This window comes from Hydrogenophaga atypica (assembly GCF_042665215.1).
GTDB lineage: Bacteria > Pseudomonadota > Gammaproteobacteria > Burkholderiales > Burkholderiaceae_C > Hydrogenophaga > Hydrogenophaga defluvii_A.
Map to the genome: position 1 here is coordinate 272,035 of NZ_JBHTCA010000001.1, position 25,168 is coordinate 297,202.

Annotated in this window: 24 protein-coding genes; 13 read left to right on the plus strand and 11 right to left on the minus strand. The window is 66.2% G+C overall.

Features of this window, described 5'->3' with window-relative positions; translation table 11 throughout:
• Nucleotides 1–2: 2 nt before the first annotated feature.
• Nucleotides 3–905, minus strand: coding sequence for a DMT family transporter (locus ACFQPB_RS01390; RefSeq protein WP_382219178.1), 903 nt, complete (start codon nucleotides 903–905; stop codon nucleotides 3–5).
• Between the two features lie 53 nt (nucleotides 906–958).
• On the opposite strand from ACFQPB_RS01390, the gene pyrF reads away from it, so the two are divergent.
• Nucleotides 959–1,783 carry an orotidine-5'-phosphate decarboxylase gene (gene pyrF, locus ACFQPB_RS01395; protein ID WP_382219180.1) on the plus strand — a complete coding sequence of 275 codons (825 nt, stop codon included), beginning with the start codon at nucleotides 959–961 and terminating at the stop codon, nucleotides 1,781–1,783.
• A gap of 106 nt (nucleotides 1,784–1,889) precedes the next feature.
• Here the strand turns inward: pyrF and ACFQPB_RS01400 are convergent, their stop codons facing one another.
• The 7 genes from ACFQPB_RS01400 to sucC form a co-directional block, all read right to left on the minus strand.
• A complete protein-coding gene (locus ACFQPB_RS01400; RefSeq protein ID WP_382219182.1) occupies nucleotides 1,890–4,304 on the minus strand; it encodes a GspE/PulE family protein in 2,415 nt (804 codons plus the stop codon).
• A gap of 6 nt (nucleotides 4,305–4,310) precedes the next feature.
• A complete protein-coding gene (locus ACFQPB_RS01405) occupies nucleotides 4,311–5,090 on the minus strand; it encodes an MBL fold metallo-hydrolase (protein ID WP_382202262.1) in 780 nt (259 codons plus the stop codon).
• A 41-nt stretch (nucleotides 5,091–5,131) separates the two neighbouring features.
• On the minus strand, nucleotides 5,132–5,758 hold the full coding sequence (locus tag ACFQPB_RS01410) for an FHA domain-containing protein (RefSeq protein ID WP_382202260.1): 627 nt from the start codon (nucleotides 5,756–5,758) through the stop codon (nucleotides 5,132–5,134).
• Nucleotides 5,759–5,804: 46 nt separating this feature from the next.
• A complete protein-coding gene (locus ACFQPB_RS01415) occupies nucleotides 5,805–6,593 on the minus strand; it encodes a Stp1/IreP family PP2C-type Ser/Thr phosphatase (RefSeq protein ID WP_382219184.1) in 789 nt (262 codons plus the stop codon).
• 37 nt (nucleotides 6,594–6,630) lie between these two features.
• Nucleotides 6,631–7,383 (minus strand): TerC family protein, encoded by a 753-nt coding sequence (locus ACFQPB_RS01420; protein WP_382219186.1) that lies wholly within the window; start codon nucleotides 7,381–7,383, stop codon nucleotides 6,631–6,633.
• Between the two features lie 141 nt (nucleotides 7,384–7,524).
• Nucleotides 7,525–8,418 carry a succinate--CoA ligase subunit alpha gene (gene sucD, locus ACFQPB_RS01425; RefSeq protein WP_382202254.1) on the minus strand — a complete coding sequence of 298 codons (894 nt, stop codon included), beginning with the start codon at nucleotides 8,416–8,418 and terminating at the stop codon, nucleotides 7,525–7,527.
• 18 nt (nucleotides 8,419–8,436) lie between these two features.
• Nucleotides 8,437–9,597 (minus strand): ADP-forming succinate--CoA ligase subunit beta, encoded by a 1,161-nt coding sequence (sucC, locus tag ACFQPB_RS01430; protein WP_382202252.1) that lies wholly within the window; start codon nucleotides 9,595–9,597, stop codon nucleotides 8,437–8,439.
• A 198-nt stretch (nucleotides 9,598–9,795) separates the two neighbouring features.
• On the opposite strand from sucC, the gene argC reads away from it, so the two are divergent.
• The gene (gene argC / locus ACFQPB_RS01435; protein ID WP_382219187.1) at nucleotides 9,796–10,707 is read left to right on the plus strand and encodes an N-acetyl-gamma-glutamyl-phosphate reductase; all 912 of its coding nucleotides are present in this window, start codon (nucleotides 9,796–9,798) and stop codon (nucleotides 10,705–10,707) included.
• Nucleotides 10,708–10,819: 112 nt separating this feature from the next.
• Here argC and ACFQPB_RS01440 read toward each other — a convergent pair whose 3' ends face one another.
• Nucleotides 10,820–11,734: an MBL fold metallo-hydrolase gene (locus ACFQPB_RS01440; RefSeq protein ID WP_382219189.1), complete on the minus strand. Its 915-nt coding sequence runs from the start codon at nucleotides 11,732–11,734 to the stop codon at nucleotides 10,820–10,822.
• Between the two features lie 39 nt (nucleotides 11,735–11,773).
• Nucleotides 11,774–12,499 (minus strand): FFLEELY motif protein, encoded by a 726-nt coding sequence (locus ACFQPB_RS01445; RefSeq protein WP_382219191.1) that lies wholly within the window; start codon nucleotides 12,497–12,499, stop codon nucleotides 11,774–11,776.
• Between the two features lie 69 nt (nucleotides 12,500–12,568).
• Here ACFQPB_RS01445 and ACFQPB_RS01450 point away from each other — a divergent pair, with 69 nt between their 5' ends.
• Genes ACFQPB_RS01450 through ACFQPB_RS01460 form a run of 3 tightly spaced genes read left to right on the plus strand, consistent with a single transcriptional unit; the run spans nucleotide 12,569 to nucleotide 15,616 of the window.
• Nucleotides 12,569–13,075: a hypothetical protein gene (locus tag ACFQPB_RS01450; RefSeq protein WP_382219193.1), complete on the plus strand. Its 507-nt coding sequence runs from the start codon at nucleotides 12,569–12,571 to the stop codon at nucleotides 13,073–13,075.
• 13 nt (nucleotides 13,076–13,088) lie between these two features.
• Nucleotides 13,089–14,705, plus strand: coding sequence for a GMC family oxidoreductase N-terminal domain-containing protein (locus ACFQPB_RS01455; RefSeq protein WP_382219195.1), 1,617 nt, complete (start codon nucleotides 13,089–13,091; stop codon nucleotides 14,703–14,705).
• A complete protein-coding gene (locus tag ACFQPB_RS01460; RefSeq protein ID WP_382219196.1) occupies nucleotides 14,702–15,616 on the plus strand; it encodes an esterase/lipase family protein in 915 nt (304 codons plus the stop codon). Before ACFQPB_RS01455 ends, ACFQPB_RS01460 begins: the two co-directional genes overlap by 4 nt.
• A 3-nt stretch (nucleotides 15,617–15,619) precedes the next feature.
• On the opposite strand, the gene hppD is transcribed toward ACFQPB_RS01460, so the two are convergent.
• Nucleotides 15,620–16,735 (minus strand): 4-hydroxyphenylpyruvate dioxygenase, encoded by a 1,116-nt coding sequence (gene hppD, locus ACFQPB_RS01465; RefSeq protein WP_382219198.1) that lies wholly within the window; start codon nucleotides 16,733–16,735, stop codon nucleotides 15,620–15,622.
• A 130-nt stretch (nucleotides 16,736–16,865) separates the two neighbouring features.
• On the opposite strand from hppD, the gene ACFQPB_RS01470 reads away from it, so the two are divergent.
• The 8 genes from ACFQPB_RS01470 (at nucleotide 16,866) to ACFQPB_RS01505 (ending at nucleotide 25,161) form a co-directional block, all read left to right on the plus strand.
• A complete protein-coding gene (locus tag ACFQPB_RS01470) occupies nucleotides 16,866–17,345 on the plus strand; it encodes an Lrp/AsnC family transcriptional regulator (protein ID WP_382202237.1) in 480 nt (159 codons plus the stop codon).
• Between the two features lie 71 nt (nucleotides 17,346–17,416).
• Complete coding sequence (locus ACFQPB_RS01475) at nucleotides 17,417–18,157, plus strand: GNAT family N-acetyltransferase (RefSeq protein ID WP_382219200.1); 741 nt, start codon at nucleotides 17,417–17,419, stop codon at nucleotides 18,155–18,157.
• A gap of 101 nt (nucleotides 18,158–18,258) precedes the next feature.
• The gene (locus tag ACFQPB_RS01480; protein ID WP_382202234.1) at nucleotides 18,259–19,125 is read left to right on the plus strand and encodes an HlyC/CorC family transporter; all 867 of its coding nucleotides are present in this window, start codon (nucleotides 18,259–18,261) and stop codon (nucleotides 19,123–19,125) included.
• Nucleotides 19,125–20,750, plus strand: a complete 1,626-nt coding sequence (lnt, locus tag ACFQPB_RS01485) for an apolipoprotein N-acyltransferase (RefSeq protein WP_382219202.1) — start codon at nucleotides 19,125–19,127, stop codon at nucleotides 20,748–20,750. The genes ACFQPB_RS01480 and lnt overlap by 1 nt, the downstream gene beginning before the upstream one ends.
• 64 nt (nucleotides 20,751–20,814) lie before the next feature.
• Nucleotides 20,815–21,720: a glycine--tRNA ligase subunit alpha gene (gene glyQ, locus ACFQPB_RS01490; protein WP_382202230.1), complete on the plus strand. Its 906-nt coding sequence runs from the start codon at nucleotides 20,815–20,817 to the stop codon at nucleotides 21,718–21,720.
• 13 nt (nucleotides 21,721–21,733) lie between these two features.
• A complete protein-coding gene (gene glyS / locus ACFQPB_RS01495) occupies nucleotides 21,734–23,842 on the plus strand; it encodes a glycine--tRNA ligase subunit beta (protein WP_382219204.1) in 2,109 nt (702 codons plus the stop codon).
• Nucleotides 23,843–23,850: 8 nt separating this feature from the next.
• Nucleotides 23,851–24,423: a D-glycero-beta-D-manno-heptose 1,7-bisphosphate 7-phosphatase gene (gene gmhB, locus ACFQPB_RS01500; protein ID WP_382219206.1), complete on the plus strand. Its 573-nt coding sequence runs from the start codon at nucleotides 23,851–23,853 to the stop codon at nucleotides 24,421–24,423.
• A gap of 3 nt (nucleotides 24,424–24,426) precedes the next feature.
• Nucleotides 24,427–25,161 carry a lysophospholipid acyltransferase family protein gene (locus ACFQPB_RS01505; protein ID WP_382219208.1) on the plus strand — a complete coding sequence of 245 codons (735 nt, stop codon included), beginning with the start codon at nucleotides 24,427–24,429 and terminating at the stop codon, nucleotides 25,159–25,161.
• Nucleotides 25,162–25,168 lie beyond the last annotated feature (7 nt).

The window sequence follows — 25,168 nt, forward strand, 5'->3', positions numbered from 1 at the left end:
GTTCATTGCCTTTCAGCCGCCCGGCTGGGCCACAACACCGACGCGATGGACACCACCATCAGCGCCACGGCGGCCCAGTCCTGCCAGTGCAGCACCTCATTCAACCACCACGCGCCGCTGAACACGCCCAGCACGGGGATCAGCATCACGCTCAAGGTGGACGCCACCGGGGGCAGGCTGCGCGCCAGGTAAAACCAGGTGGCATGGGCAAAACCAAAAATCAGCACCGCGTTGTACACCACGGCCCAGGCGGTGGCGGTGGGGATGTGGCGCAGGTCGGCGTCTTCCAGGGCCCAAGCCAGCACCGAGACCACCACGGCGGTGAGTGCCGTCATCCAGAAAGACAGGGTCAAGGTGTTCACTTGGAGGGTGGTTTGTCGCAGCTGCTGCGTGCCCAATGCCCAGGTGGCGGCGGCAAACAGCGCCAGGCCCACACCCAGCGGGTTGCCGCTGAGGGTGGTGACCTCGTGCCACAAGAGCAACAGCACACCCAAGGCGGCTGCGCCCACGCCCAGCCAGCCGCGCCGGTTGACCACGTTGCCGAACAGCCAGGCGCCGATGAGGGCCGAGAAGATGGGCATGGTGTAGCCCAGGATGGCGGCCCGCCCGCTGGACAACATGCCCAGCGCGATGATCATGCAGGCGTGCCAGACGAACATGTTGGTGGTGGCCAGCTTGGCCAGTTCACGCCAGTGCGCGCCGCCCGGGCCTCGCGGCAGTGAAAACGGCACTTTGAGGCACACCAGCCCCAGGCCCAACACCGGCAGGCCCAGCCAGAGCGAGAGTGCGCGGAACGTCAGCGGTGGGAAGTCGGCGATGCCGCTTTTCATGACCGGCCAGTTCAGGCCCCAGCACACGGTCAGCAGCACCAGCAGGATGAGTTGTCGGGAGGAGAGTCGCGCCATCCAGCGACCTTAACAAATTCGGGCTCACGGGGCCGGCTACCTACAATACCGGGATGAACTTTACCGACATGCTGCGCGCCGCCGGGGCGCAAAACCAGTCGATGCTGTGTGTCGGGCTGGACCCGGAACCCAGCCGTTTTCCTGGGGCCTGGCGCGGAGACGCCCAGCGCATCTACGAATTCTGTGCTGCCATCGTGGACGCCACCGCCGACCTGGTGGTGGCCTTCAAGCCGCAGATCGCCTACTTTGCCGCCCACCGCGCCGAAGACCAGCTGGAACAGCTGATGGCCCACATGCGGGTGCGCGCACCCCAGGTGCCCATCATCCTGGACGCGAAGCGAGGTGACATCGGCAGCACTGCCGAACAGTACGCGCGCGAGGCTTTCGAGCGTTACGGCGCCGACGCCGTGACCCTGTCGCCCTTCATGGGTTGGGATTCGGTCAAGCCCTATCTGGAATACCCTGGCAAGGGCGCCTTCTTGTTGTGCCGCACCTCCAACCCTGGCGGCGACGACCTGCAGAACCAGCGCCTGGCCAGCGTGGACGGCCAGCCCCTGTTGTACGAACACGTGGCGCAGCTGGCGCAGGGCCCTTGGAACCTCAACGGCCAGTTGGGCCTGGTCGTGGGCGCCACCTACCCGGCCGAGATCGAACGCGTGCGCGCCATCGCGCCCACCGTGCCGCTGCTGATTCCCGGTGTGGGCGCCCAGGGTGGCGATGCGCTGGCCACGGTGCGTGCTGGCTGGCGGCCCGATGGCCCCATCATCGTGAACTCCTCGCGCGCCATCCTGTACGCGTCTTCGGGCGATGACTTTGCCGAGGCGGCGCGGCGCGAGGCCATGAAAACACGCGACGTTCTGCAGGCCGCTCGGCCCTGAGCCTCCCAGAGGGTGCCTTGTTTTCAGCGCCGGGCCGCCCCAAGCTGAAAACGCGCCCCCTTGGGGGGCAGCGACCCGCGCAGCGGCGGAGTGTGGGGGCATCAGGTCATTTGATGCAAACCGACCGCACCTGTTTCAGGTCGGTCAGGCCCATCAGCACCTTTTCCATGCCATCCATCTTGAGGGTGTGCATGCCGGTGGCCAGGGCGGCCGTCAGCAACTCGGCCACGCGGGCGCGCTCCTGCACCAGGCGCTTGACGGTGTCGTCGGCGATCAGCAGCTCGTGCAGGCCCACGCGGCCCTTGTAACCGCTGCCGTTGCAGCGCTCGCAGCCCACGGCGCGGTACATCTGCAGGCCTTGGGTCGGGGTGCCGTAGTCGGTCCGCCAGCGTTCCAGCAGGTGCCGTTCGGCGGTGGCCGGGTCGTCCCGCCACTCGGGCGTGTGGCGCAAATCCAGTGAAAACTCCCGCACGAAGTCGCGCAGCTCGGCCTCGTCCGGCACATAGGCCTGTTTGCACGAGCACAGGCGTTTGGCCAGGCGCTGCGCGAGGATGCCCAGCAGCGCATCGGCGAAGTTGAAGGGGTCCATGCCCATGTCCAGCAGGCGCACGATGGACTCTGGCGCTGAGTTGGTGTGCAGGGTGGAGAACACCAGGTGGCCGGTGAGCGAGGCCTCGATGCCCATGGACACGGTTTCCAGATCGCGCGATTCACCCACCATGATGATGTCGGGGTCGGCGCGCAGGAAGGCGCGCATCACCATCGCAAAGTCGATGCCGGCCTTTTTGTTGACCTGCACCTGGCGCAGGCCTTTCTGCGTGATTTCCACCGGGTCTTCGGCGGTCCAGATTTTGGTGGCGGGCGTGTTGAGGTGTTTGAGGATGGAGTGCAGCGTGGTGGTTTTGCCCGAGCCGGTGGGGCCACACACGTAGAACAGGCCGTAGGGCTTTTCAATGGTGGGGATCAGGCGCTCGCGGTTGTGGCGGGTCAGGCCCAACTGGTCCAGCGGGATGGGTTCACCCGCGCTGAGGATGCGCATGACCACATCCTCCACGCCGCCGGCCGAGGGCAGGGTGGCCACGCGCAGCTCGATGTCCAGCGGGCCAAAACGTTTGAACTTGATCTTGCCGTCCTGCGGCTTGCGGCGCTCGGAGATGTCGAGGTCGCACATGATTTTCAGGCGCGTGACCATGGCCGCACGGTACTGAGCGGGCACCTCGGTGTAGGGCATCAGCGTGCCGTCGATGCGGAAGCGGATGCCCGTCTTGGCCTTGCCGGGCAGGGGCTCGATGTGGATGTCCGAGGCGCCCTGGCGGTAGGCGTCCACGATGATTTTGTTGACGAACTTGACCAACTCGTTGTCGGCCGCTGCCGACACCGCGCTGTCGTCTTCTTCTGCCTCACCTTCGCCCACCGGCAGCATGTCGGCCAGCAGGTCGTCGATGGAGCCGCTGTTGTCGGCGCCGTAGATCTGGTCCAGCGTCTGCAGAAATTCGGTCTGTGTGGTGACCAGGTACTGGATGCGGCTGGCCTTGGGGAAAATCTGCGGCACCATGCGCGCGCTGCGTGTGGCCTCCGGGTCCAGGCACATCACGGCCAGGCCGTCGGGCCCGTCCTCCAGCGGCAGCCAGCGCTGGCCGATGACAAACTCGCGTTTGAGTGGCCCATGCAGGGCCTCCACACGCAAGCGGTTGGGCTGAAAACCCACGTAGGGCACACCAAAAAAACGCGACAAGGCCTGGCCCACATCGGCGCAGGCGATGCCGTGGGTCTGCTGCAGCACCTGCTCCACACTCTGACCGTGCTCGCGGGCGTGGCGCACCGCTTCACCCAGTTCGTCGGCCGTGATGCGCTCCATTTGCACCAAGTGGTCGTAACGCGTGGCCACAGGGTGGGCTTTGGACGTGTCGGTTGCCGCCAGCTCGCCAGAGGGCGGCGGTGCCGGGGTCGCTGGCGGCGCGTCGGCGGTGGGCCACACACGGCATTTGCGAAACGCGATGGCCAGGGTCTCGCAGAGTTGCTGGGCGCCCTCGACGTCCATGTTGCCAAAAGGCCGGTCGTCGCGGTTGTTGATGAGTTGCAGCACGCCGTGCAGTTCGCCATCGTCCTCGATGGGCAGCACCAGCATTTGTTTGCTGCGGTAGCCCGTGCGTTTGTCGACCGCGTGCAGGAAGTTCAGCTCGGGCGAAATGGCCTTGAGCTCGTCCGCGTCGTTGACGTCGGCGATGTTGAGTTTTTGCCGGTAGTGGGCCACAAAGCCGGCGATGCTGCGGGTGTTGATGGGTAGCTTGAGGTCGCTGCTGGTGTTCAACCCGGTCTTGACCCGCGACACGATGGATTGCCCGTCGGGGCTGACCGCGTACAGCGTGAGCCGGTCGGCATTGAACAGGCGGCAGATGTCCACGCTGGCGTCGATCATGATCTGTTCGAGCCGGTCGGCGTTGTGGATGCGGTTGCTGACCTGCTGCAGGTGGCGCAGGAACAGGGATTCCAGCGTGTGGGGTCGGGCGGTGCGGGCCATGTGTGTCTACAGCCGGAAAACCTGCCCGGCGGCCAGCCAGTGCAGCTCGTGGCGGTGGAGCAGATCCAGCGCCTCCACCTCTGCAAAGATGGCTTCGGTTTCCGCCGGTTTGGTGTGTGTGATGTAGATCGGGTAGCGCGCACCCGGTGGGTAGACGATGTGTTCCAGCTCTTGCGCCAGGCTGTGAGGCGCCAGGTGCAGGGCGCGTTTGGCCAGCTGCGCTTCGCGGTCGCTGAAGGCGGTTTCGATCACCAGCATGGCCACCGTCAGCTGGTTCACCCGCTGCCAGAAGGCGGGGTTGCGTTCGGTGTCGCCGCTGAACACCCAGTGCCCCCGTGTGCCTGCCACGGCGTAGCCCACGGCCGGCACGGTGTGCACGGCGGGCAGCACCTCCACCGCCTTGCCGCCCACGGTCAGCTGCTGGCCCACGTCCAGCGGCTCGAAGCGCACAAACGGCGCTTCGGGGCTGGGGATGACGGTGAAGTCCGGCCAGATGGTGTTGTTGAACACGTGGGCCTTGAGCGCCGCCAGTGTGGCGGGCAGGGCGTGCACCGTGAGCGCCTGCGAGCGCAGGCCGGCCACCGAGTCCAGCATCAGGGGCAGCGCGGCGATGTGGTCCAGGTGCGCGTGCGTCAGCAGCACATGGTCGATGCGGCGCAGCTCGTCCAGCGTCAAATCGCCCACACCGGTGCCGGCGTCCACCAGCACGTTGTCGTCGAGCAGGAAGGAGGTGGTGCGGCAATCTTTGCCAATGGCACCAGAGCAGCCCAGTACGCGTATGTGCATCAGGGGCAGACTTGTTAAAGGGTGGGTCGGGGCGGCGGCGTTCAGGGCTGCCGAAAGCACATGCGCGTGCCCGCCAGCTCAATCACATCGCCATCTTTGAGCATCACAGGCTCGTCGCCCACCGGGTGGCCGTTGAGCGTGGGGGCCACCTGGCCTTCGACCAAGGCCAGCGCGTGGCCGTGGTGGCGGCGCGTGATGGAGGCGACGGCCACCCCGGGTTTGCCCAAGGTGGTCACCACCTTGACCACGGGCACGGTGCGCCCGGCGGCCGGGCCGCTGAGCACCTCGATGGAGGCACTGGGCGGATCGCCCACCGGTGCGGGGCTGGCCGCAGGCGTTGCGGTGGGTGCCGCGATGGGTGCGGCCCCCGACAGTTCTTGTCCCTCGCCCACAAACCGGATTTTGTATTTGCCAATTTCCACCAGATCGCCATGGGCCAGGGCCTGGCGGCGGATGGCCTTGCCGTTGACGTAGGTGCCGTTGGTGCTGTTGAGGTCTTCGACCAGTGCCGTGTTGCCCTCCAGCACAAAGGCCGCGTGCTCGCCGCTGACGGCCAGGTTGTCGATCACCAGGTCGTTGTAGGGCCGGCGGCCCAGGGTCGTGCGCTCCTTGGTGAGCTGGACCTCCTTGATCACGACACCGTCAATCGAGACGATCATTTTCGGCATAAAGGCTCCAAGGGACTGACGTGGGCCCCGTGGCGGCCCATGCGCCTCAGCGCGTCCACCAGCGAGGCAACAGGCGTCTGGTGGGTGGACCGCCTGTCGCACGCACCAGAATGACCGAGATATTATCTCTGCCCCCCGCCGCGTTGGCCGCATCCACCAGTGTCTGGGCCAATTCCTCTTCGGGGCCGCCGTTTTTCAGCAACTGCGCCAGCGCGTCGTCGGGCAACATGTCGGACAGGCCGTCGGAGCACAACAGGTACAGGTCGCCGGGGGACACCACGTGTTCGCCCACGTCCAGCGCCACCTGGTCTTCGACCCCCAGCGCGCGTGTGACCAGGTTGCGGTACGGCACGTGTTGCGCGGCCTGTGGGGTCAGCAGGCCGGCGTCGAGCTGTTCTTGCAACAGCGAATGGTCGCGGGTGAGCTGACTGAGTTGTTCGTTGCGCCAGCGGTAGCAGCGCGAATCGCCCACATGCCCCACCAGCACCCGCGCGCCTGAGAACACGGCCACCACCAGTGTGGTGCCCATGCCGGTGAATTCGCTGTTGTCCAGCGATGCCTGGTGGATCGCCTGGTTGGCCCGCTCCACGCTCAAACGCATGGCGATGGCGGTCTCGCGTGCGCTGGCCTTCTCCTGGTGCGTGAGCAGCCACGTGCCCAGGGCGGTGGAGACCGTGCCGGTGGCCATGGCACTGGCCACCTCCCCGGCGTTGTAGCCGCCCATGCCGTCGGCCAGGACCGCCAGACCCAGCGACGCCTCGCAGGCCACGGCGTCTTCGTTGTTGGTGCGAAGTCGCCCCGTGTCCGATCGGCTGCTGAACTGGTACAGCATCATGGGCGGCGTGGCCGCGGGTTTCGCGCCAGCCGACGCATCAGTGCCCGTCGGTGTTGGCGGGCTTCTTTTTGCGCATCAGCATGCCGGCGGCCAAGACCAACAAGGCCCCCAGGATGCCTGCGCCGTAGTTCAGGCTGGACACCACGGTGGGCAGCGCACCCTCACGAACCGCAGCCACCAGGTAGTCGGCCGGCAGGTGCGGCAGCACAGCCGGGTCGGTCACGGCCATGGTGCCGGCGATCCAGCCCAGCAGCATGCCACCCAGCACGATGATCATGGGGAAACGCTCCATCAGCTTGATCACCAGCTGGCTGCCCCAGACGATGATGGGGATGGAGACCAGCAGGCCAAACACCACCAGCGGGATCTTGTGGTCGCCGCCAGCACTTTCGGCGGCGCCAGCGATGGCGATCACGTTGTCCACGCTCATCACCAGATCGGCCACGATCACGGTCTTGACGGCGGCCCAAAGCTTGTCGCTGGACTCGATGTTGCCGTGTTCGTCTTCATCGTCGGGCACCAGCAGTTTGATGCCAATCCACAGCAGCAGCACCGCACCCACCAGCTTGAGGTAGGGCACGGTCAGCAGCGCCAGCGCGAACACGATCAGGATCACACGCAAGCCGATGGCCCCCGCCGTGCCCCAGAGAATGCCCAGGCGGCGCTGCGCGGGCGGCAGCTTTCGGCAGGCCAGCGCGATCACCACCGCGTTGTCGCCACCCAGCAAGATGTCGATCATGATGATCTGGCCCACAGCGAGCCAGAACGTTGCTGTCATAAATTCTTCCATGCGCTGTCCTGCTGGTTGTCTGAGGCCGCCATCCCGGCCACGAAAAAAATCAAAAGCCGGATTGTCGCGCAGACAACCCGGCTTGGTCATTGTGGTTTCCCGCAGTCGCCCGACGGCGACCGCAGTGCCCCGGCACGCTGATTACAGCTGGGCCTTGAGCAGCTTGCCCAGTTCGGACGGGTTGCGGGTGATCACAAAGCCGCACTCTTCCATGATGGCCAGCTTGGCGTCGGCCGTGTCGGCACCACCGGAAATCAGCGCGCCAGCGTGGCCCATGCGCTTGCCCGGAGGGGCGGTCACACCAGCGATGAAGCCGACGATGGGCTTCTTCATGTTGGCCTTGCACCACATGGCGGCTTCGGCTTCGTCGGGACCACCGATCTCGCCGATCATGATGACGGCGTCGGTGTCCGGATCGTCGTTGAAGGCCTTCATCACGTCGATGTGCTTCAGACCGTTGATCGGGTCGCCACCGATGCCCACAGCGCTGGACTGGCCCAGGCCAACTTCGGTCAGCATGGCCACGGCTTCATACGTCAGCGTGCCCGAACGGGACACCACGCCGATGCGGCCCTTGCGGTGGATGTGGCCGGGCATGATGCCGATCTTGATCTCGTCGGGCGTGATCAGGCCGGGGCAGTTGGGGCCCAGCAGCAAGGTCTTCTTGCCACCGGCCGCTTCCTTGGCCTTCATCTTGTTGCGCACTTCCAGCATGTCCTTGACGGGAATGCCTTCGGTGATGCAAACGGCCAGGTCCAGGTCGGCTTCAACGGCTTCCCAGATGGCGGCGGCAGCGCCGGCGGGCGGCACGTAGATCACCGACACGGTGGCGCCGGTCTGCTGCGCGGCTTCCTTGACGGTCGAGTAGATGGGGATGTTGAAGATGGACTCGCCGGCTTTCTTCGGGTTCACGCCAGCCACAAAGCAGTTTTTGCCGTTGGCGTATTCCTGGCACTTCTCGGTGTGGAACTGGCCGGTTTTGCCCGTGATGCCCTGGGTGATGACCTTGGTGTCTTTGTTGATGTAGATCGACATGGTGTTTCTGCTCCGGGCTTATTTGACGGCGGCGACGATCTTGGTCGCGGCTTCGGCCATGGTGTCGGCCGCGATGATGGGCAGGCCGGATTCGGCCAGCATCTTCTTGCCCAGTTCTTCGTTGGTGCCCTTCATGCGAACGACCAGCGGCACGTTCAGGTTCACGGCCTTGCAGGCGGTGATGACGCCGGTGGCGATGGTGTCGCACTTCATGATGCCGCCGAAGATGTTGACCAGGATGCCCTCGACCTTGGGGTTCTTGAGCATGATCTTGAAGGCTTCGGTGACCTTCTCGGGGGTGGCGCCGCCGCCCACATCCAGGAAGTTGGCCGGCTCGCCGCCGAACAGCTTGATGGTGTCCATGGTGGCCATGGCCAGGCCGGCACCATTGACCAGGCAGCCGATGTTGCCGTCCAGGCTGATGTAGGCCAAGTCGAACTTGGAGGCTTCGATTTCAGCGGGGTCTTCTTCATCCAGATCGCGGAAGGCCACGATTTCGGGGTGGCGGAACAGCGCGTTGGCGTCGAAGTTGAACTTCGCGTCCAGGGCCATCAGGTTGCCCTTGGAGTCGCAGTTCAGGGGGTTGATTTCCACCAACGACGCGTCGGTGTCCATGTAGCACTTGTAGATCTTGGCGAAGATGTCCACCGCCTGGTCCACGGAAGCGCCGGTCAGGCCGATGGCGGCCGCGACCTTGCGCGACTGCGCTTCGGTGATGCCGGTCAGCGGGTCGATCATCTCGGTGACGATCTTCTCGGGCGTGGAATGGGCCACTTCCTCGATGTCCATGCCACCTTCGCTGGAAGCGATCAGGGCGACCTTCTGGGTGGCACGGTCGGTGACCAGCGACACGTACAGCTCGTTCTTGATGTCGGCACCGTCTTCGATGTAGAGGCGGCGGACCTTCTGGCCTTCGGGGCCGGTCTGGTGCGTGACCAGCTGCATGCCCAGAATGTCGCTGGCGCGGGCCTTGACATCATCGATCGACTTGGCCACCTTCACGCCACCACCCTTGCCACGGCCACCGGCGTGGATCTGGGCCTTGACCACCCACACGGGGCCGCCCAGTTTTTGTGCGGCTTCAATGGCTTCTTGCACCGTGAACGCCGGGATGCCGCGGGGCACAGGCACGCCGAATTGACGCAAGATTTCCTTGCCTTGGTACTCGTGAATCTTCATGAGGTCTCTTTCAGGAGAGGGGCTTCTGACCCGGCTGATGGATAGTCGGCCGGAAGCCCGGCCTTGGCGATCGCAACCGCGAACTGTATCATGGTGCAATGCATCAAAACGGGGCGTTCGTCGGCTCGTAATGCATAATTATTTAGATCATTCCTGAAACAGAACTGACGCCTTTGCCGGTGTCCAAGCGAGCCCCACATGCCTTCCGTGTTCATCGACGGCGAAGCCGGTACCACCGGTCTGCAAATCCGCGAACGTCTGGCGCACATGCCCCAGGTGCGCTTGCTGAGCATCGCCCCCGAGCGCCGCAAGGACCCCGAGGCCAAGCGCGCACTGATGGCCGAGGCCAACCTGGTCATCCTGTGCCTGCACGACGATGCGGCGCGCGAGTCGGTGGCCATGATCGATGCCCTGCCGGGCGCCAAGCCCAAAATCATCGACGCCTCCACCGCCCACCGTGTGGCGCCGGGCTGGGTGTACGGTTTTCCCGAACTCACGCGGGGGCACGCGCAGGCCGTGGCCCAGGCGGAGCGTGTGGCCAACCCCGGTTGTTACGCCACCGGCGCCATCGCGCTGATCCGCCCGCTGATCGACGCCGGCCTGATCGCCCCCGACACCCCCCTCAGCCTGCCTTCCGTGAGCGGCTACTCGGGCGGTGGCCGCACCATGATCGAGGCGTATGAAAAGGGCGAAGCGCCGGCCTACGAGGCTTACGCGCTCACGCTCAACCACAAGCACATTCCCGAAATCATGGCCTGCACCGGCCTTCAGCGCCGGCCGCTGTTCGTCCCTGCGGTGGGCAACTTCCCACAGGGCATGCTGGTGCAGATGCCGCTGCACCTGGACACCCTGCCTGGATCGCCCACGGCGGCCCAACTGTTTGATGCCCTGGCCGCGCACTACGCCGGCAGCGAGTGGGTGACGGTGGCGCCTGCCACCGAGTCGGGCAAGCTCGACGCGGTGGCCTTGAAGGACACCAACAAGATGGAGCTGCGTGTGTTCGGCAACGCCGCCCACGGCCACGCGGTGCTGATTGCCCGCCTGGACAACCTGGGCAAAGGTGCCAGCGGCGCGGCGGTGCAGAACCTCAAGCTGATGTTGGGCGTTTGACGCCCCCTTGCGTCCCGAACCCCACGGGTTCGGCCCGGGGCTCTGCCGCTTCGCGGGTCGCTGCCCCCCAAGGGGACTGACCTGCCTTGGGGCGGCCCGGCGGCAGGTCTGATCAGGCGTTTACCAGCCAGCCGTCCTCCCGCTGGGCGGCACCACTTTTCACCAGCTCGTCCACCATGGGCAGCAGCCAGTCGTCAAAGCTGGCCTGGCCCATGCGCTGCTGCAGGTTCACCAGGTAGGGTGTGCCCCGGGCCCAGGCTTCAAAGTCGCTCAACGGCAGGCGCTGCCATTCCAGCAGCTTGAACTTGATCAGCACCTTGGCCGCATGGCGAAGGTGTTTGTCGGGTGAGGTGGTGAATTGCTCCAGGCGTGTACGCGCCCGCGCCAGGGCGCCGGCCACGTCGGTGAACACCCGCCCATGGCCGGGGATCACGGTCAGCGGCGCCAGGCCCTCGATCAGGTCCAGTGTGGCGCCCACCTCGTGGAAGGCGTCTTCGCCTTCCAGCTCCGGAAACACCACACCGAAGCCGTTTTCCCACAGCGCGTCGGCCGAGATCAGCAGGCGGTGATCGGGCTGGAACAGCACCACCGAGTGCGGGTCGTGGCCGGGCGCCGCATGCACCTGCCAGGTCAGGTTGGCGAGCGTCAGCGTGGTGTCGGGCAGCAGCACCCCTTCGATGCGAAAACGCGGGCAGGTCTGGCCGGTCAGCACGTAGGTCAGGTGGTCGTCGTCCCAGGCGCGCACGGCGTGCGCCTGGCCCGGCGGGATCAGCGTTTGCAGGGCCGGGTAGGCGGCCTGCAGCGCGGCGTTGCCGCCACAGTGGTCGCTGTGCAGGTGGGTGTTGAGCAGGTGCGTCAATGGCTGGCTGCCCAGCGCGGCGCGCACCAGGGCCACGGTCTGGTCGGCGTGGGTGGCGTAGCCCGAGTCGATCAGGGCGTTGCCTTCCGGGCCTTGGAAGAGGATGTTGTTGGCCGACAGCCAGCCGCGTTCGAAGACGGTGACACCAGGGGGCAGGGCGATGGTCATGCGGTGTTTGTACCTGAAGCGGTGGATCGCCGCTGACGCTCAGGTGATCCGGGTGTCGCCCAACAGCGGTGCAAGCTGGCGTGCGGCCTGCGGGTCATCGAACAGCACGTCCATCCAGTGGGATTCGCGCTGTTCCACCGCCGCGAGAAAGCCGCTTGCGTCGCCCATGTGGCTGAAGGCCTCGAATCCGCGTTCCAGAAACGCGTGCAGGGCACCGAGGCCGCCAGCCTGTGCCGGGCCACGCATCATGCGCAGGGCCAGCCGCAGGCTTTTCATGCGGGTCAGGCGTTGCAACTCGTGCCCCATTTGCAGCACCACCCGCAATTGCTGCGTGCGCTGGGCACGTGTGCCGGTTTGGCGCCAGGCACCCACGTAGCGCGGCGCCGGACTCAGCTGCGGCGAAGCCTGCCAGTGCGCGCCCAAGGTCGCGTCGAGCTGTTCGGTCACGGCGTGCAGTTCGGCCATGTCCACCGCGAGTTGCGCCACCGCTTCGGGGAACAGGCGTTCGATGGCGCCCGCGATGCGGCCAAACTGCGCATCGCGTTGTGCAAAGTCGTGGTCGCCGTAGAGTTCGTTGAGAAAAAAGCGCGTGGCCGGACGGTGGCGTGGGTCCTGCAGCAGGTCGGCGTAGGTGGCTTCAAAGCGGCGGGCCTGCAGGACCTTGATTTCACGCACCGCCTGGGCGGTGGCGTCGTTGGTGCACGATGCGCGAAGGTGCGCCACCTGGTCCAGGTGCTGGCGAATGCGGTCGGCCGGTGAGTTCATACAAACCACGAGTCTATCTAGACAGCCCCACCTAAGGCCACGCCGGGTGGGCGTGTCATATTGCGGACCATGCAACGCAGAACATGGTTGAAGCTCGGGCTGGTGTCGACCGCCGGTCTGGCGCTGGTGGGTGGCGGGCTGGCACTGCGCGCCCCTGCCTGGACGCCCGAGGGCTTGAGTGCGTCGGGACGCGCGGTTTTTGGCGCGGTCGCGTCCACCGTGCTGGACGGCAGCCTGCCCGAAGATGCCGCGGCCCGGCAGGTGGCCGTGGACGCCTGGTTCAAGCGCCTCGATGACAGCATCGCTGCCCTGCCGCCCCACACCCAGGCTGAGCTGGCCCAATTGCTCAGCGTGTTGGCCAGTGCGCCCGGCCGCTGGGCTGTGGCTGGCTTGGGCACCGACTGGCCACACGCCAGCGTGGCGCAGGTGCGCGCGGCGTTGCAGGAGATGCGACACAGCCGCCTGGCCCTGCGCCAGCAGGCCTACCTGGCGCTGCGCGAGCTCACTTGTGCGGCGTATTTTGCCGACCCCGGCACCTGGATGGCGCTGGGCTATTCCGGCCCTTTGGACATTTGAACGTGGTGGGACGATGAGCCGACAACCCGATCTGTTTCGCGATGGCCTGGCCGCCGGCTGGAAGGTGCTTGGCGGCGAACTGGGCCCGGTGCCCGAGCAATTGCGGTGTGACGTTGTGATCGTGGGCAGCGGGGCGGGCGGGGGCATCAGCGCCGAATTGCTGGCACGCGCCGGTTTTGATGTCATCGTGCTCGAAGACGGACCGCTCAAGACCAGCCGCGATTTCCATCAGCGCGAAAGCGAGGCCTACCCCACGCTGTACCAAGAGGCCACTGCCCGCAAAACCGCCGACAAAGGCATCGGCATTCTGCAAGGCCGTTGTGTGGGCGGCTCCACCACGGTCAACTGGACCAGCTCCTTCCGCACGCCCGACGAGACCCTGGCCTTCTGGCGCGAGCACTACGGCCTGGCCGAGATGACGCCAGACGCCATGGCACCGTACTTTGAGCAGGCCGAGCGCCGCCTGAACATCGCCAACTGGCATGTGGCGCCCAACGAAAACAACGAGCTGTTGCGCCGGGGCGCCATCAAGCTGGGCGTGTCGTCCGGCGTGATCCGCCGCAACGTCAAAGGCTGCTGGAACCTGGGCTCCTGCGGCCTGGGCTGCCCGACCAACGCCAAACAGTCCATGCTGGTGACCACCTTGCCGGCGGCCTTGCAGCGTGGCGCACGTTTGCTGGTGCAGACCCGCGCCGAGCGCTTCGAGTGGCGCGATGGGCAGGTGGCGGCCCTGCACGCGCTGGCCTGGGGCAACAGCGCCAACGGCCAGGCGGCGGCGCGGCCGGTGCGCGTCATCGCCAAACACCACATCGTGGCAGGCGGTGGCATCAACTCGCCGGCCTTGCTGCTGCGCTCGCAGGCGCCCGATCCCCACGGTCTGCTGGGCAAGCGCACCTTTTTGCACCCGGTGGTGATGACGGCGGCGGTGATGCCCGAGATGGTGCAGGGCTGGAGCGGCGCTCCCCAGACCGTCTACTCCGACCACTTTTTGCACACCCAGGCCATCGACGGTCCCATGGGCTACAAGCTGGAGGTGCCGCCCATCCACCCGGTCATCATTGCCGCGTCCATGCCGGGTTTTGGCCCCGAGCTGGCGGACATGCTGCGCAAGCTGCCCCACACCCACGTGCAGCTCGCCTTGCTGCGCGACGGTTTTGCCGCCCAATCGCCCGGGGGCAACGTGCGGCTGCGCGCCGACGGCAGCCCCGAGGTGGACTACCCACTGAACGACTTTGTCATGGAGGGCGCGCGCCGCGCCCTGCTGAGCATGGCCGAGTTGCAGTTTGCGGCGGGTGCGTTGGAGGTGCTGCCGGTGCACGAGCTGGGCGGCCGCTACACCACCTGGGCGCAGGCGCGTGAGGCCTTGAAACAACTGCCGCTGGCGGCGCTGAGCACCCGTGTGGTGAGCGCCCACGTGATGGGCGGTTGCGCTTTTGCCGCAGACCCACAACGTGGCGTGGTGCGGCCCGATGGCCAGCATTGGCAAGTCGCCAACCTGTCGGTGCACGATGGCTCGCTGTTCCCCACCAGCATCGGTGCCAACCCGCAACTGTCCATCTACGGCCTGGTCAACCGCCTCACGCAAGGGCTGATTGCGCGCCTGGGTGGTCGGCCCGAGGCCCTCGCATGACGCAACAACATTCCGCCCTGGCCCGCTTGCAGCGCACCGGGATGCTGGCGGCCTGGGCGCTCGCGCTGCTGTGCCTGTGGTGGTGGCGCGAGCGCCCGCTCTTGGCCCTGGCTGTTGTGCTGGCGCTGATGTCGGTGCACGCTTGGGTGCTGGCGCTGGAATTTGTGCTGATGGCGTGGCAGAACCGCTGCGACCCGGCGCCCCGCGCAGGTTGGCGTGCCGTGCTGGGCGCGTGGTGGGTGGAGAGCCACATCGCCGTCTGGGTGTTTGCTTGGTTTCAGCCCTTTGCCTGGCGCCGCTGGCCCGACACGGCCTTCCCCAGCGCAGCCACCTCGGGCCAACGTGCGGTGGTGCTGGTGCATGGTTTTGTTTGCAACCGGGGCTTGTGGACGCCCTGGCTGCGCGAGTTGCGCCGGCGCGAGGTGCCTTACGCCACGGTGAACCTGGAGCCGGTGTTTGGCAGCATCGACGACTACGCGGTGCTGATTGAAGACGCCGTGGCACGCGCCACCGCCGCCACCGGCCAGCCGCCGCTGTTGGTGGGCCACAGCATGGGCGGGCTGGCGATCCGGGCTTGGCTGCGCGCCGCAGGTGCCGGCGCCGCGCAGCGCGTGCACCACATCGTCACCCTGGGCACGCCCCACCATGGCACCTGGTTGGCGCGTTTCAGCCACCTCACCAACGGCCGGCAGATGCAACCGGGCGGGCCGTGGCTGCGACAGTTGTTGACCGATGAAGCGGCGTCAGCCTACCCACAGTTCACCTGCTGGTATTCCAATGCCGACAACATCGTTTTTCCCGCCAGCACCGCCACCTTGCCTGGTGCCGACAACCGCCACATAGCGGGTGTGCCGCATGTGGCGATGGCGTTTCACCCCAAGGTGATGGCGGACACGCTCAAGTTGCTTTGAACGTCAGGCCTGGAGTACACCTCGGCGGACTTGGTCGAGCTCAATCGTCTCGAACAAGGCCTTGAAGTTGCCCTCGCCAAAACCTTCGTTGCCCTTGCGCTGGATGAACTCGAAGAAAATGGGGCCGAGTTGGTTTTCGCTGAAGATCTGCAGCAGCAGCTCGCCCGGCGCGCCGTCCACCAGGATGTTGCGCGCCTTGAGCGCTTCCAGGTCTTCGCCGTGGTTGGGGATGCGCTTGGGCAGCAACTCGTAGTAGGTCTCGCTGGTGTCCAGCAGCTTCACGCCGGCCATCTGCAGCGCGTCCACCGAGTCGTACAGGTTGCTGGAACTCAGCGCGATGTGCTGGATGCCTTCGCCGTGGTAGCGGTCCAGGTACTCCTGCACCTGGCCGGCTTTCTCCGTGCCTTCCTCGTTGATGGGGATGCGGATCTTGCCGCAGGGGCTGGTCATGGCCTTGCTCTTGATGCCGGTCTGCTGGCCTTCAAAGTCGAAGTAGCGCACCTCACGGAAGTTGAACAGGCGCTCGTAGAAGCCGGCCCATTCGGCCATGCGGCCCCGGTGCACGTTGTGCGTCAGGTGGTCGATCAACTGCAGGCCATGGCCCACGGGGTTGAGCGCGTCGGCCGCCGGCACGCCGGGCAGGGGGTAGAAGTCCACGTCGTAGAAACCGATGTTGCCGATGTCGCCAGGCTGGGCGCCGTTTTTGCCGCGCCAGCGGTCCACAAAGTAGATCAGCGAATCGCCAATGCCTTTGATGGCGGGGATGTTCAGTTCGCCCGGGCCAGCGTGGCCGGCGTAGCCCCAGGCGCCCAGGGACAGCGCGCGCTCGTAGGCGGCCTTGGCGTCTTGCACGCGGAAAGCGATGGCGCAGATGCTGGGGCCGTGCTGGCGCGCAAAACGCTGGGCAAAGCTGTCGGGTTCGGCGTTGAGGATGAAGTTGATCTCGCCCTGGCGGTACAGCGTCACGTTCTTGTGGCGGTGGCGGGCCACGGCGGTGAAACCCATGCGCTCGAACAGCGCACCCATGGCGACGGGATCGGGGGCGGCGTATTCGATGAATTCAAAACCGTCGGTGCCCATGGGGTTGTCCCAGGGGGCGTTGGATGCTTGAGCGCTCATGTCGGTCTCCGGTGGAATCGGTGAAATCAGAGGGGAGGGGGCAAAGACGCCACTGTAGGATCGCGTGCCTTCAGTTTTCCTGCGTTGTGTTGCGCACATTTTCTGAAAATTGCAGGAAAATTGCGTCACCATGGAAAACACCGCACTCGACAAGCTCGACCGGCTGATTTTGCGCAGCCTACAGGCCGATGGCCGGGCCACCTACGACCAGATCGGCGAAGCGGTCAACCTCTCGCCCAGCGCGGTGCTGCGCCGCGTCAAGCGATTGGAAGATAGCGGCGTGATTGACCGCTACGTCGCCCTGGTCAAGCCGGCCAAGGTGGGCCTGGGCCTGACGGCCTACCTCAATGTTCGGCTGGAAAAAAACACCGAAAGCCACAAGCGCAACCCCATGGACCTGTTCCGCGCCAGTGTGATGACCTGGCCCGAGGTGGTGGAATGTGCGGCCCTGACCGGCGAGATGGACTACCTGCTGCGCCTGGTGGTGGCCGACATGGCGCACTACAGCCGCTTCATCATGGACACCTTGCTCAAACACCCCAGCGTGCAAGACTGCAAGAGCAGTTTTGTGCTCGATCATGTGAAGGCGACGACGGCGGTGCCGGTGTAAAACCTTGCCGCCGGTCGGGTGACCCAAGGTGTTTGGGTTGATGTGTAAGGGAAAACCCTTACATTCGTGCCATGTTGGATCCATCTGCACTCATCAAGGCGTCTCTCGAGGCGGGGCGGGACCTGTTCCGTGCCACCACCCCCGACGAAGCCGCCGCAGCGCCCGCTGCTTCGCCAGCGCGCCGCACGGGGAGTGTGCCCATCCGCTCGCTGGGCCCCAGCCACCGCGAGCGCATCACCGAGCACCTGCTGGCGCTGGACGAGCGCGACCGCTACCTGCGCTTCGGGTACGCCGCCAACGACGCCCAGATCCGCCGCTACGCCGAGGGCCTGAGCTTCGACCGCGACGACATCTTCGGCATCTACAACCGCAAGCTCGAACTGCTGGCCATGGCCCACCTGGCGTTTTCGGTGGATCCGCAATTCAACACCTGTGCCGAATTTGGCGTGAGCGTGGCCAAAAAAGCGCGCGGTCGCGGCTACGGTGGGCGCCTGTTCGAGCGCGCCGTGGTGCACGCCCGCAACGAAGGCGTGTCGCAGCTGTTCATCCATGCTTTGAGCGAGAACACCGCCATGCTCAAGATCGCTCGCAAGGCCGGTGCGGTCATCGAGCGCGACGGCAGCGAAAGTGAGGCCCACCTGCGCTTGCCGGCGGCCGATTTCGAGTCGCGTGTGAGCGAGCTGGTGGACGAACAGCTGGCGCGCACCGACTACCACGTCAAGGCACAGGCGCGCCAGTTCTGGCAGTTTCTGGGCACCTTGCAAGACATCCGGCGGGGCGTGCAGCAAGCGCGCGAAAAAGCCGGCCCCTGAGGCGCTCCCGCAGCGCCGCCCGGCGGTGGTGGGCGCCTTGTCAGCTGCCTTGTCATGGGCTTGGGTTATTCTTGGCCCCATCACAACTACGCCGTCACACAGTGTCCGACCCCTATCCCAGTCCGGCGCCTCACCGCAGCGTGAGGCATGAAGACAAACGCGGATTTCTCCAGAAGCTGGCCGAGTTCATCCACCCGGGGCCCGACTCCAAGGATGAATTGATCGAAACCCTGGCCGACGCCGAGGACAACAACATCATCAACGCCGAGTCGCGCGTCATGCTCGAAGGCGTGATCCGCATGGCCGACATGACGGCCGGCGATGTGATGGTGGCGGCACCGCGCATGGATGTGCTGGACATCAACGCCGCTTTCGACGACCTGCTGCATGTGGTCATCGACACCGCGCACTCGCGCTTTCCTGTGTACGAGGGTGAGCGTGAAAACATCATCGGCATCCTGCTGGCCAAGGACCTGCTCAAACTGCAGCGCGCGCCCGAGCTCAACCTGCGCGCGCTCTTGCGCCCGGCCACTTTTGTGCCCGAAACCAAAGGTCTCAACGACCTGCTGCGCGAGTTTCGGGGCAACCGCAACCACCTGGCCATCGTCATCGACGAATTCGGCCGCGTGGCCGGCCTCATCACCATTGAGGACGTGCTGGAAGAAATCGTCGGCGAGATCGAAGACGAATTCGACATTGCCGCCGATGACGGCGACATCTTTGCCCTGGCCGACCGCACCTGGCGCGTCAGTGGCGACACCCCCATCGAACGCATGAACGAGTCGTTCGGGCTGCAGTTGCCCGAAGAAGACTTTGACACCATCGGCGGCATGATCGCCCACGCCATGGGCCACGTGCCCAAGCGCGGCGAGGTGCATGTGATGGCCGGCCTGCGTTTTGTGGTCATGCACACCAAAGGCGGCGCCGTGAAGTGGTTCAAGGTGGTGACCGAGACCGCTGAAGCCTGATGCGCGCGCGCGCGCCTCGTCCTCTCGTGTGGTGGGCACTGTGTGTGCTGGCGGGCCTGGCGCAGGCCGCGTCACTCGCCTGGCCGTGGCCCCCGCTGGACAGCCTCGGACTGCAAACCGGCCAACCCGCGGGCTGGTTGCAGGTGCTGGGCGTGGGTGCGTTGGTGCTCGCCTTGCGCAGCGCCCCGTCGGCGCGCGCGGCGTTTGGGCGTGCCTGGCTGGGCTCCACCGCCTGGTTGTGCGCCACCTTCTGGTGGCTGTTCATTTCCATGCACACCTATGGCGGCCTGGCCGCACCGCTGGCCGCGCTGGCGGTGCTGGCTTTGGCGGCGGCCCTGGCTTTGTACTACGCCTTGGCCGGCGGGCTGTGGTGGGGCTGGCGTCACGCGGGTGTGCTGGTGCAAGCCCTGGCTTTTGCGTCCTTGTGGACCTTGGCCGAGCTTGCCCGCGGGGTGCTGTTCACCGGTTTCCCCTGGGGGGCTGGCGGCTATGCCCACGTGGACACCCTGGCTGCCCTGGCGCCCTGGGTGGGGGTGTACGGCATGGGCGCGCTCGCGGCGGCCACCGCAGTGCTGTTGGTCAGCGCGCGTTGGCCGTGGTGGTTGCTGGTGGGCATTGTGGTGGCCGTGGTGTTGCCCCGGGTGCCACGCGACTGGGGCGAGCCGGCTGGCACGCTGCGGGTGCGGCTGCTGCAGGGCAACATCGCACAGGACGAAAAGTTCGCAGGCGACAGCGGTGTGCCCGAGGCACTTGCGTGGTACGGCGCCGAAATCCGCCGCGCCCTGACCGACCCCACGCCGCGCCTGGTGGTGGCGCCTGAAACCGCATGGCCGGTGTTGCCCCAACAGTTACCGGCCACCTACTGGCGCGACCTGTGGGCGCCCGGCGCGGCAAGTGCGTCGGCCGCATTGGCGGGCGTGCCGCTGGGCAGTTTTGAACTCGGCTACACCAACTCGGCCTGGGGCTGGACGCCTGAACATGCGGCCAAGGCCCTGGCAGCCGTGGGTACCGAGTCCGGCGAGGCGGGGGTTCCGCTGACGGCCCAGCAGGCCCTGTACCGCTACGACAAACACCACCTCGTGCCTTTTGGTGAGTTCATCCCGCCGCTGTTCCGCTGGTTCGTCGATCTGATGCACATCCCGCTGGGCGACTTCAACCGGGGTGGCCTGGCCCAGCTCACGCTGGACTGGGCCGGCCAACGCCTGGCGCCCAACATCTGCTACGAGGATTTGTTCGGCGAAGAGATCGCGGCCGGTTTTGCCGACCCGGCGCGCGCGCCCACCGTGCTGGTCAACCTCAGCAACATCGCCTGGTTCGGCGACAGCATCGCCATCGACCAGCACCTGCAGATCTCGCGCTTGCGCGCCCTGGAGCTGGCCCGGCCCATGCTGCGCGCCACCAACACCGGTGCCACCGCGGTCATCGACCACCAAGGCCGCGTGACCCACCAGTTGCCCCGCCTGACGCGGGGCGCGCTGGACGCCGAGGTGGCCGGGCGCGAGGGCCTCACGCCGTTTGCCCGCTGGGCGTCGCGCTGGGGTTTGTGGCCGGTGCTGTGGATCGCGGTGGCGCTGCCCCTGCTGCTGTGGCGACGGCGCAAGCTGGTCCCCAAACACGGCCGGTAAAATCAGCCGGTTTGCGCGGCTTGGCCGCGCTTGTCGGTTTCTGGCCCTTGTTTGGCTCACCCCCATGCTGACCTTCCAACAAATCATCCTCAAACTGCAGGCCTACTGGGACGCCCAGGGCTGCGCGCTGCTGCAACCCTACGACATGGAAGTGGGCGCCGGCACCAGCCACACCGCCACCTTCCTGCGCGCGCTCGGCCCCGAGCCCTGGAAGGCCGCCTACGTGCAGCCCAGCCGCCGCCCCAAGGACGGTCGCTACGGTGAGAACCCCAACCGCCTGCAGCACTACTACCAGTACCAGGTCGTGTTGAAGCCCGCGCCGGCCAACATCCTGGAGCTCTACCTCGGTTCGCTGGAAGCTCTGGGGTTCGACCTCAAGAAAAACGACATCCGCTTTGTGGAAGACGATTGGGAGAACCCCACGCTGGGCGCCTGGGGCCTGGGCTGGGAGGTCTGGCTCAACGGCATGGAAGTGACACAGTTCACCTACTTCCAGCAGGTGGGCGGCATCGACTGCAAGCCCATCACCGGCGAAATCACCTACGGCCTGGAGCGGCTGGCCATGTACCTGCAGGGCGTGGACAACGTCTACAACCTCAAGTGGACCGACACACTGAGCTACGGCGACGTGTACCACCAGAACGAGGTTGAGCAGTCCACCTACAACTTCGAGCACGCCGACGCCGACTTCCTGTTCACCGCCTTTGGCGCCCACGAGAAGCAGGCCAAACACCTGATGGAGCAGCAGCTTGCCTTGCCTGCTTACGAGCAGGTGCTCAAGTGCGCGCACAGCTTCAACCTGCTGGACGCGCGTGGCGCGATCAGCGTGACCGAACGCGCCGCCTACATTGGCCGCATCCGCAACCTCGCGCGCAGCGTGGCGCAAAGCTATTACGAGAGCCGCGAGCGCCTGGGCTTCCCCATGGCGCCGCGCGAGTGGGTCGAGTCGATGACGAAGAAGGCCGCCTGAAAGAAGCACAACCATGACGACCGAAAACCTTCTCGTTGAACTGTTTGTCGAAGAGCTGCCGCCCAAGGCGCTCAAGAAGCTGGGTGACGCCTTTGCCCATCAGCTGTTCGAGCAACTCAAAGCACAGGGCCTGACCAGTGCCGCGTCGGTGCTGACGGCGTTTGCTTCCCCGCGCCGCCTGGCCGCGCATGTGACAGCGGTGGCGACCCATGCGGCTGACAAGGCCGTGTCGCAAAAACTCATGCCCGTGGCCGTGGGCCTGGACGCGGCTGGCAACGCCACACCGGCCCTGCTCAAGAAGTTGGCCGCGCTGGGCGCCGACGCGTCGGCCGTGGCCGGCCTCAAGCGCGCGCCGGACGGCAAGGCCGAGGCCTTGTTCTACGACAGCACCGTCAAGGGGGCCACCTTGGCCGAAGGCTTGCAGAAGGCGCTGGACGAAGCCCTGGCCAAGCTGCCCATCCCCAAGGTCATGACCTACCAACTGGCCGATGGCTGGACCGATGTGAAGTTTGTGCGCCCGGCGCACAAGTTGGTGGCGCTGCACGGCGCCACGGTGGTGCCCGTGGCCACGCTGGGCCTGACGGCTGGCAATGCCACACACGGTCACCGTTTTGAAGCGGCGGTGGACCCGGTGGTCATCGGGCACGCCGACGCGTATGCCGAGACCCTGCGACGCGACGGCGCGGTCATTGCCTCCTTTGCCGAGCGCCGCGCCGAGATCGTGCGCCAACTCGCCGCTGCGGCGGCCCAGGTGGGCGGCGGCTGCCGGCCCATCGACGACGACGCGCTGCTGGACGAGGTGACTGCACTGGTCGAGCGCCCTAACGTGCTGACCTGCCAGTTTGAAACCGAATTCCTCGATGTGCCGCAGGAGTGCCTCATCCTCACGATGAAGGCCAACCAGAAGTACTTCCCGCTGCTCGATGCGCAGGGCAAGCTGACCAACCAGTTCCTGGTCGTCAGCAACATCAGCCCCACCGACGCCAGTGCGGTCATCCAGGGCAACGAACGTGTGGTGCGCCCGCGCCTGGCAGACGCCAAGTTCTTCTTCGACCAGGACCGCAAGAAGACGCTTGAATCGCGCGTGCCTGGCCTCGCCAAAGTGGTCTACCACAACAAGCTCGGCACCCAGGGCGAGCGCATGGAGCGCGTGTGCGCCATCGCCGAGACCATCGGCGTGCAGCTGGGGGGGCCGGATTTGGCCGCCAAGGCCTTGCTGGCCGCGCGCCTGGCCAAGGCCGATCTGCTGACCGACATGGTGGGCGAGTTCCCCGAGTTGCAGGGCATCATGGGCGGTTACTACGCGCGCCACGATGGTCTGGGCGACGAGGTGGCCACCGCCATCGAAGACCACTACAAGCCGCGTTTTGCCGGCGACGAACTGCCGCGCAACGCCGTGGGCGTGGTGGTGGCCCTGGCCGACAAGCTCGAAACCCTGGTAGGCATGTTCGGCATCGGCAACCTGCCCACCGGCGACAAGGATCCGTTTGCGCTGCGCCGCCACGCGCTGGGCGTGATCCGGATGCTGGTCGAGAAAAACCTGCCCTTGCAGCTCGACGCCTTGCTGCGCGGCGCCGCGCCGGCCTTTGGCGACAAGATCACCGACGCCTCCGCTGCGCTCGGCGACTTCATTTACGACCGCCTGGCCGGCGGCCTGCGCGAGCAGGGTGCGAGTGCGCAAGAGGTCGATGCCGTGTTGGCCCTGCGCCCGCAGCGCCTGGCCGATGTGGCCCAGCGCCTGGCGGCCGTGAAGGCGTTTGCCGCCTTGCCCGAAGCACCCGCGCTGGCTGCCGCCAACAAGCGGGTCGGCAACATCCTCAAGAAGGCCGAAGGCGAGGTCAGGGCGCAAGTCAACGATGCGCTGCTGGTGGAGGCGGCCGAAAAAGCCCTCAACGACACCCTCAAAACCGTCGTGCCCCAGGCCAATGCGGCTTTTGATGCGGGCGACCTGACCGCCAGCCTGCAGGCCTTGGCCGCGCTCAAGGCGCCGGTCGATGCGTTCTTCGACAGCGTGATGGTCAATGCCGACGACCCCGCCCTCAAGGCCAACCGCCTGGGCCTGCTGGCCACCTTGCACGCGGCCATGAACCGCGTCGCCGACCTCTCGCGCCTGGCCGCCTGAGCAAGACCATGGGCGGCACCGTCAAGCTCATCGTGCTGGACCGCGACGGATCGTTGGGCCAGATCAGTGAAGACTTTGTGCGCGCACCCGAGGACTGGGTGCCCCAGTCCGGCGCGCTCGAAGCGGTGGCCCGCCTCAACCAAGCGGGTTGGCGGGTGGTGGTGGCGTCCAACCAGTCGGGCCTGGGCAGGGGCTTGTTCGACATGGCCACACTCAACGCGGTGCACGCGCGCATGCACAAGCTGCTGGCCGGCGCGGGTGCGCGGGTCGATGCGGTGTTCGTGTGCCCCCATGCGCCCGAAGATGGCTGCAACTGCCGCAAACCCGAACCCGGTTTGTTGCAACAGATCGGTCAGCGTTACGGCGTGGCCCTGGCGGACATCCGTGCCGTGGGCGATTCGCTCAACGACGTGCGCGCCGCTGCGGCCGCCGGTTGCCAGCCCCACCTGCTGCTGTGTGGGCTGTTGAGCGCACACACCGGCCCCGACGCGCTGCCTTTGCCGCCGCTGCCCGATGGCACGGTGGTGCACGCCGACCTCGCGGCTTTTGCCGACTTTCTTTTGGCCACCGACAAGGTCTGACCCATGCCCTTTCTGCGTTCCGTGCTCCACATGCTGTGGATGGTCCTCACCGTGATTCCCTGGGGGCTGGCGGTGGTGGTGGCAGCGCCTTTTCTCAGCAGCACCCAGGTCTACTGGATGTGCGCTGGTTGGCTCAAGGTGGCGGTGCGTGGCGGCAACGTGATCCTGGGCATTCGCAACCAGGTGATCGGCTACGAGAACCTGCCGGTGGGCAGCACCGCGCCCGCCGTGTTGCTGCTCAAGCACCAGTCGACGTGGGAGACGTTTTGTATGCCCACGCTGATGCCCCACCCGCTGGCCTATGTGTTCAAGAAGGAGCTGCTGTACGTGCCCTTCTTTGGCTGGGCCATGGCCAAGATGGACATGATCCACATCGACCGCTCCAAACGCGCCCAGGCCTTCAACAAGGTGGTGGAGCAGGGCAAACGGCTGCTGGCGCAGGGCACCTGGGTCATCATGTTCCCCGAGGGCACGCGCATCGACCGTGGGCAGAAAGGGCAGTACAAAAGCGGCGGCACGCGCCTGGCCATCGAGACCGGCGCGCCCGTCATTCCCATCGCCGTCACCTCGGCCAAGTGCTGGCCGCGCAAGGCCTTCATCAAACGCCCTGGTGTGGTGGAGTTTTCCATCGGCAAACCCATTCCCAGCGAAGGGCGCAAACCCGATGAGCTGATGCGCGAGGTGGAGGACTGGATCGAAGCCGAAATGCGCCGCCTCGACCCCGAGGCCTACCGCTGAACAGCCG

Coding starts and splice junctions, on each gene's coding strand:
- ACFQPB_RS01390 (WP_382219178.1), bottom strand. CDS start 905: ATGGCGCGACTCTCCTCCCGACAACTCATCCTGCTGGTGCTGCTGACC.
- pyrF (WP_382219180.1), top strand. CDS start 959: ATGAACTTTACCGACATGCTGCGCGCCGCCGGGGCGCAAAACCAGTCG.
- ACFQPB_RS01400 (WP_382219182.1), bottom strand. CDS start 4,304: ATGGCCCGCACCGCCCGACCCCACACGCTGGAATCCCTGTTCCTGCGC.
- ACFQPB_RS01405 (WP_382202262.1), bottom strand. CDS start 5,090: ATGCACATACGCGTACTGGGCTGCTCTGGTGCCATTGGCAAAGATTGC.
- ACFQPB_RS01410 (WP_382202260.1), bottom strand. CDS start 5,758: ATGCCGAAAATGATCGTCTCGATTGACGGTGTCGTGATCAAGGAGGTC.
- ACFQPB_RS01415 (WP_382219184.1), bottom strand. CDS start 6,593: ATGATGCTGTACCAGTTCAGCAGCCGATCGGACACGGGGCGACTTCGC.
- ACFQPB_RS01420 (WP_382219186.1), bottom strand. CDS start 7,383: ATGGAAGAATTTATGACAGCAACGTTCTGGCTCGCTGTGGGCCAGATC.
- sucD (WP_382202254.1), bottom strand. CDS start 8,418: ATGTCGATCTACATCAACAAAGACACCAAGGTCATCACCCAGGGCATC.
- sucC (WP_382202252.1), bottom strand. CDS start 9,597: ATGAAGATTCACGAGTACCAAGGCAAGGAAATCTTGCGTCAATTCGGC.
- argC (WP_382219187.1), top strand. CDS start 9,796: ATGCCTTCCGTGTTCATCGACGGCGAAGCCGGTACCACCGGTCTGCAA.
- ACFQPB_RS01440 (WP_382219189.1), bottom strand. CDS start 11,734: ATGACCATCGCCCTGCCCCCTGGTGTCACCGTCTTCGAACGCGGCTGG.
- ACFQPB_RS01445 (WP_382219191.1), bottom strand. CDS start 12,499: ATGAACTCACCGGCCGACCGCATTCGCCAGCACCTGGACCAGGTGGCG.
- ACFQPB_RS01450 (WP_382219193.1), top strand. CDS start 12,569: ATGCAACGCAGAACATGGTTGAAGCTCGGGCTGGTGTCGACCGCCGGT.
- ACFQPB_RS01455 (WP_382219195.1), top strand. CDS start 13,089: ATGAGCCGACAACCCGATCTGTTTCGCGATGGCCTGGCCGCCGGCTGG.
- ACFQPB_RS01460 (WP_382219196.1), top strand. CDS start 14,702: ATGACGCAACAACATTCCGCCCTGGCCCGCTTGCAGCGCACCGGGATG.
- hppD (WP_382219198.1), bottom strand. CDS start 16,735: ATGAGCGCTCAAGCATCCAACGCCCCCTGGGACAACCCCATGGGCACC.
- ACFQPB_RS01470 (WP_382202237.1), top strand. CDS start 16,866: ATGGAAAACACCGCACTCGACAAGCTCGACCGGCTGATTTTGCGCAGC.
- ACFQPB_RS01475 (WP_382219200.1), top strand. CDS start 17,417: ATGTTGGATCCATCTGCACTCATCAAGGCGTCTCTCGAGGCGGGGCGG.
- lnt (WP_382219202.1), top strand. CDS start 19,125: ATGCGCGCGCGCGCGCCTCGTCCTCTCGTGTGGTGGGCACTGTGTGTG.
- glyQ (WP_382202230.1), top strand. CDS start 20,815: ATGCTGACCTTCCAACAAATCATCCTCAAACTGCAGGCCTACTGGGAC.
- glyS (WP_382219204.1), top strand. CDS start 21,734: ATGACGACCGAAAACCTTCTCGTTGAACTGTTTGTCGAAGAGCTGCCG.
- gmhB (WP_382219206.1), top strand. CDS start 23,851: ATGGGCGGCACCGTCAAGCTCATCGTGCTGGACCGCGACGGATCGTTG.
- ACFQPB_RS01505 (WP_382219208.1), top strand. CDS start 24,427: ATGCCCTTTCTGCGTTCCGTGCTCCACATGCTGTGGATGGTCCTCACC.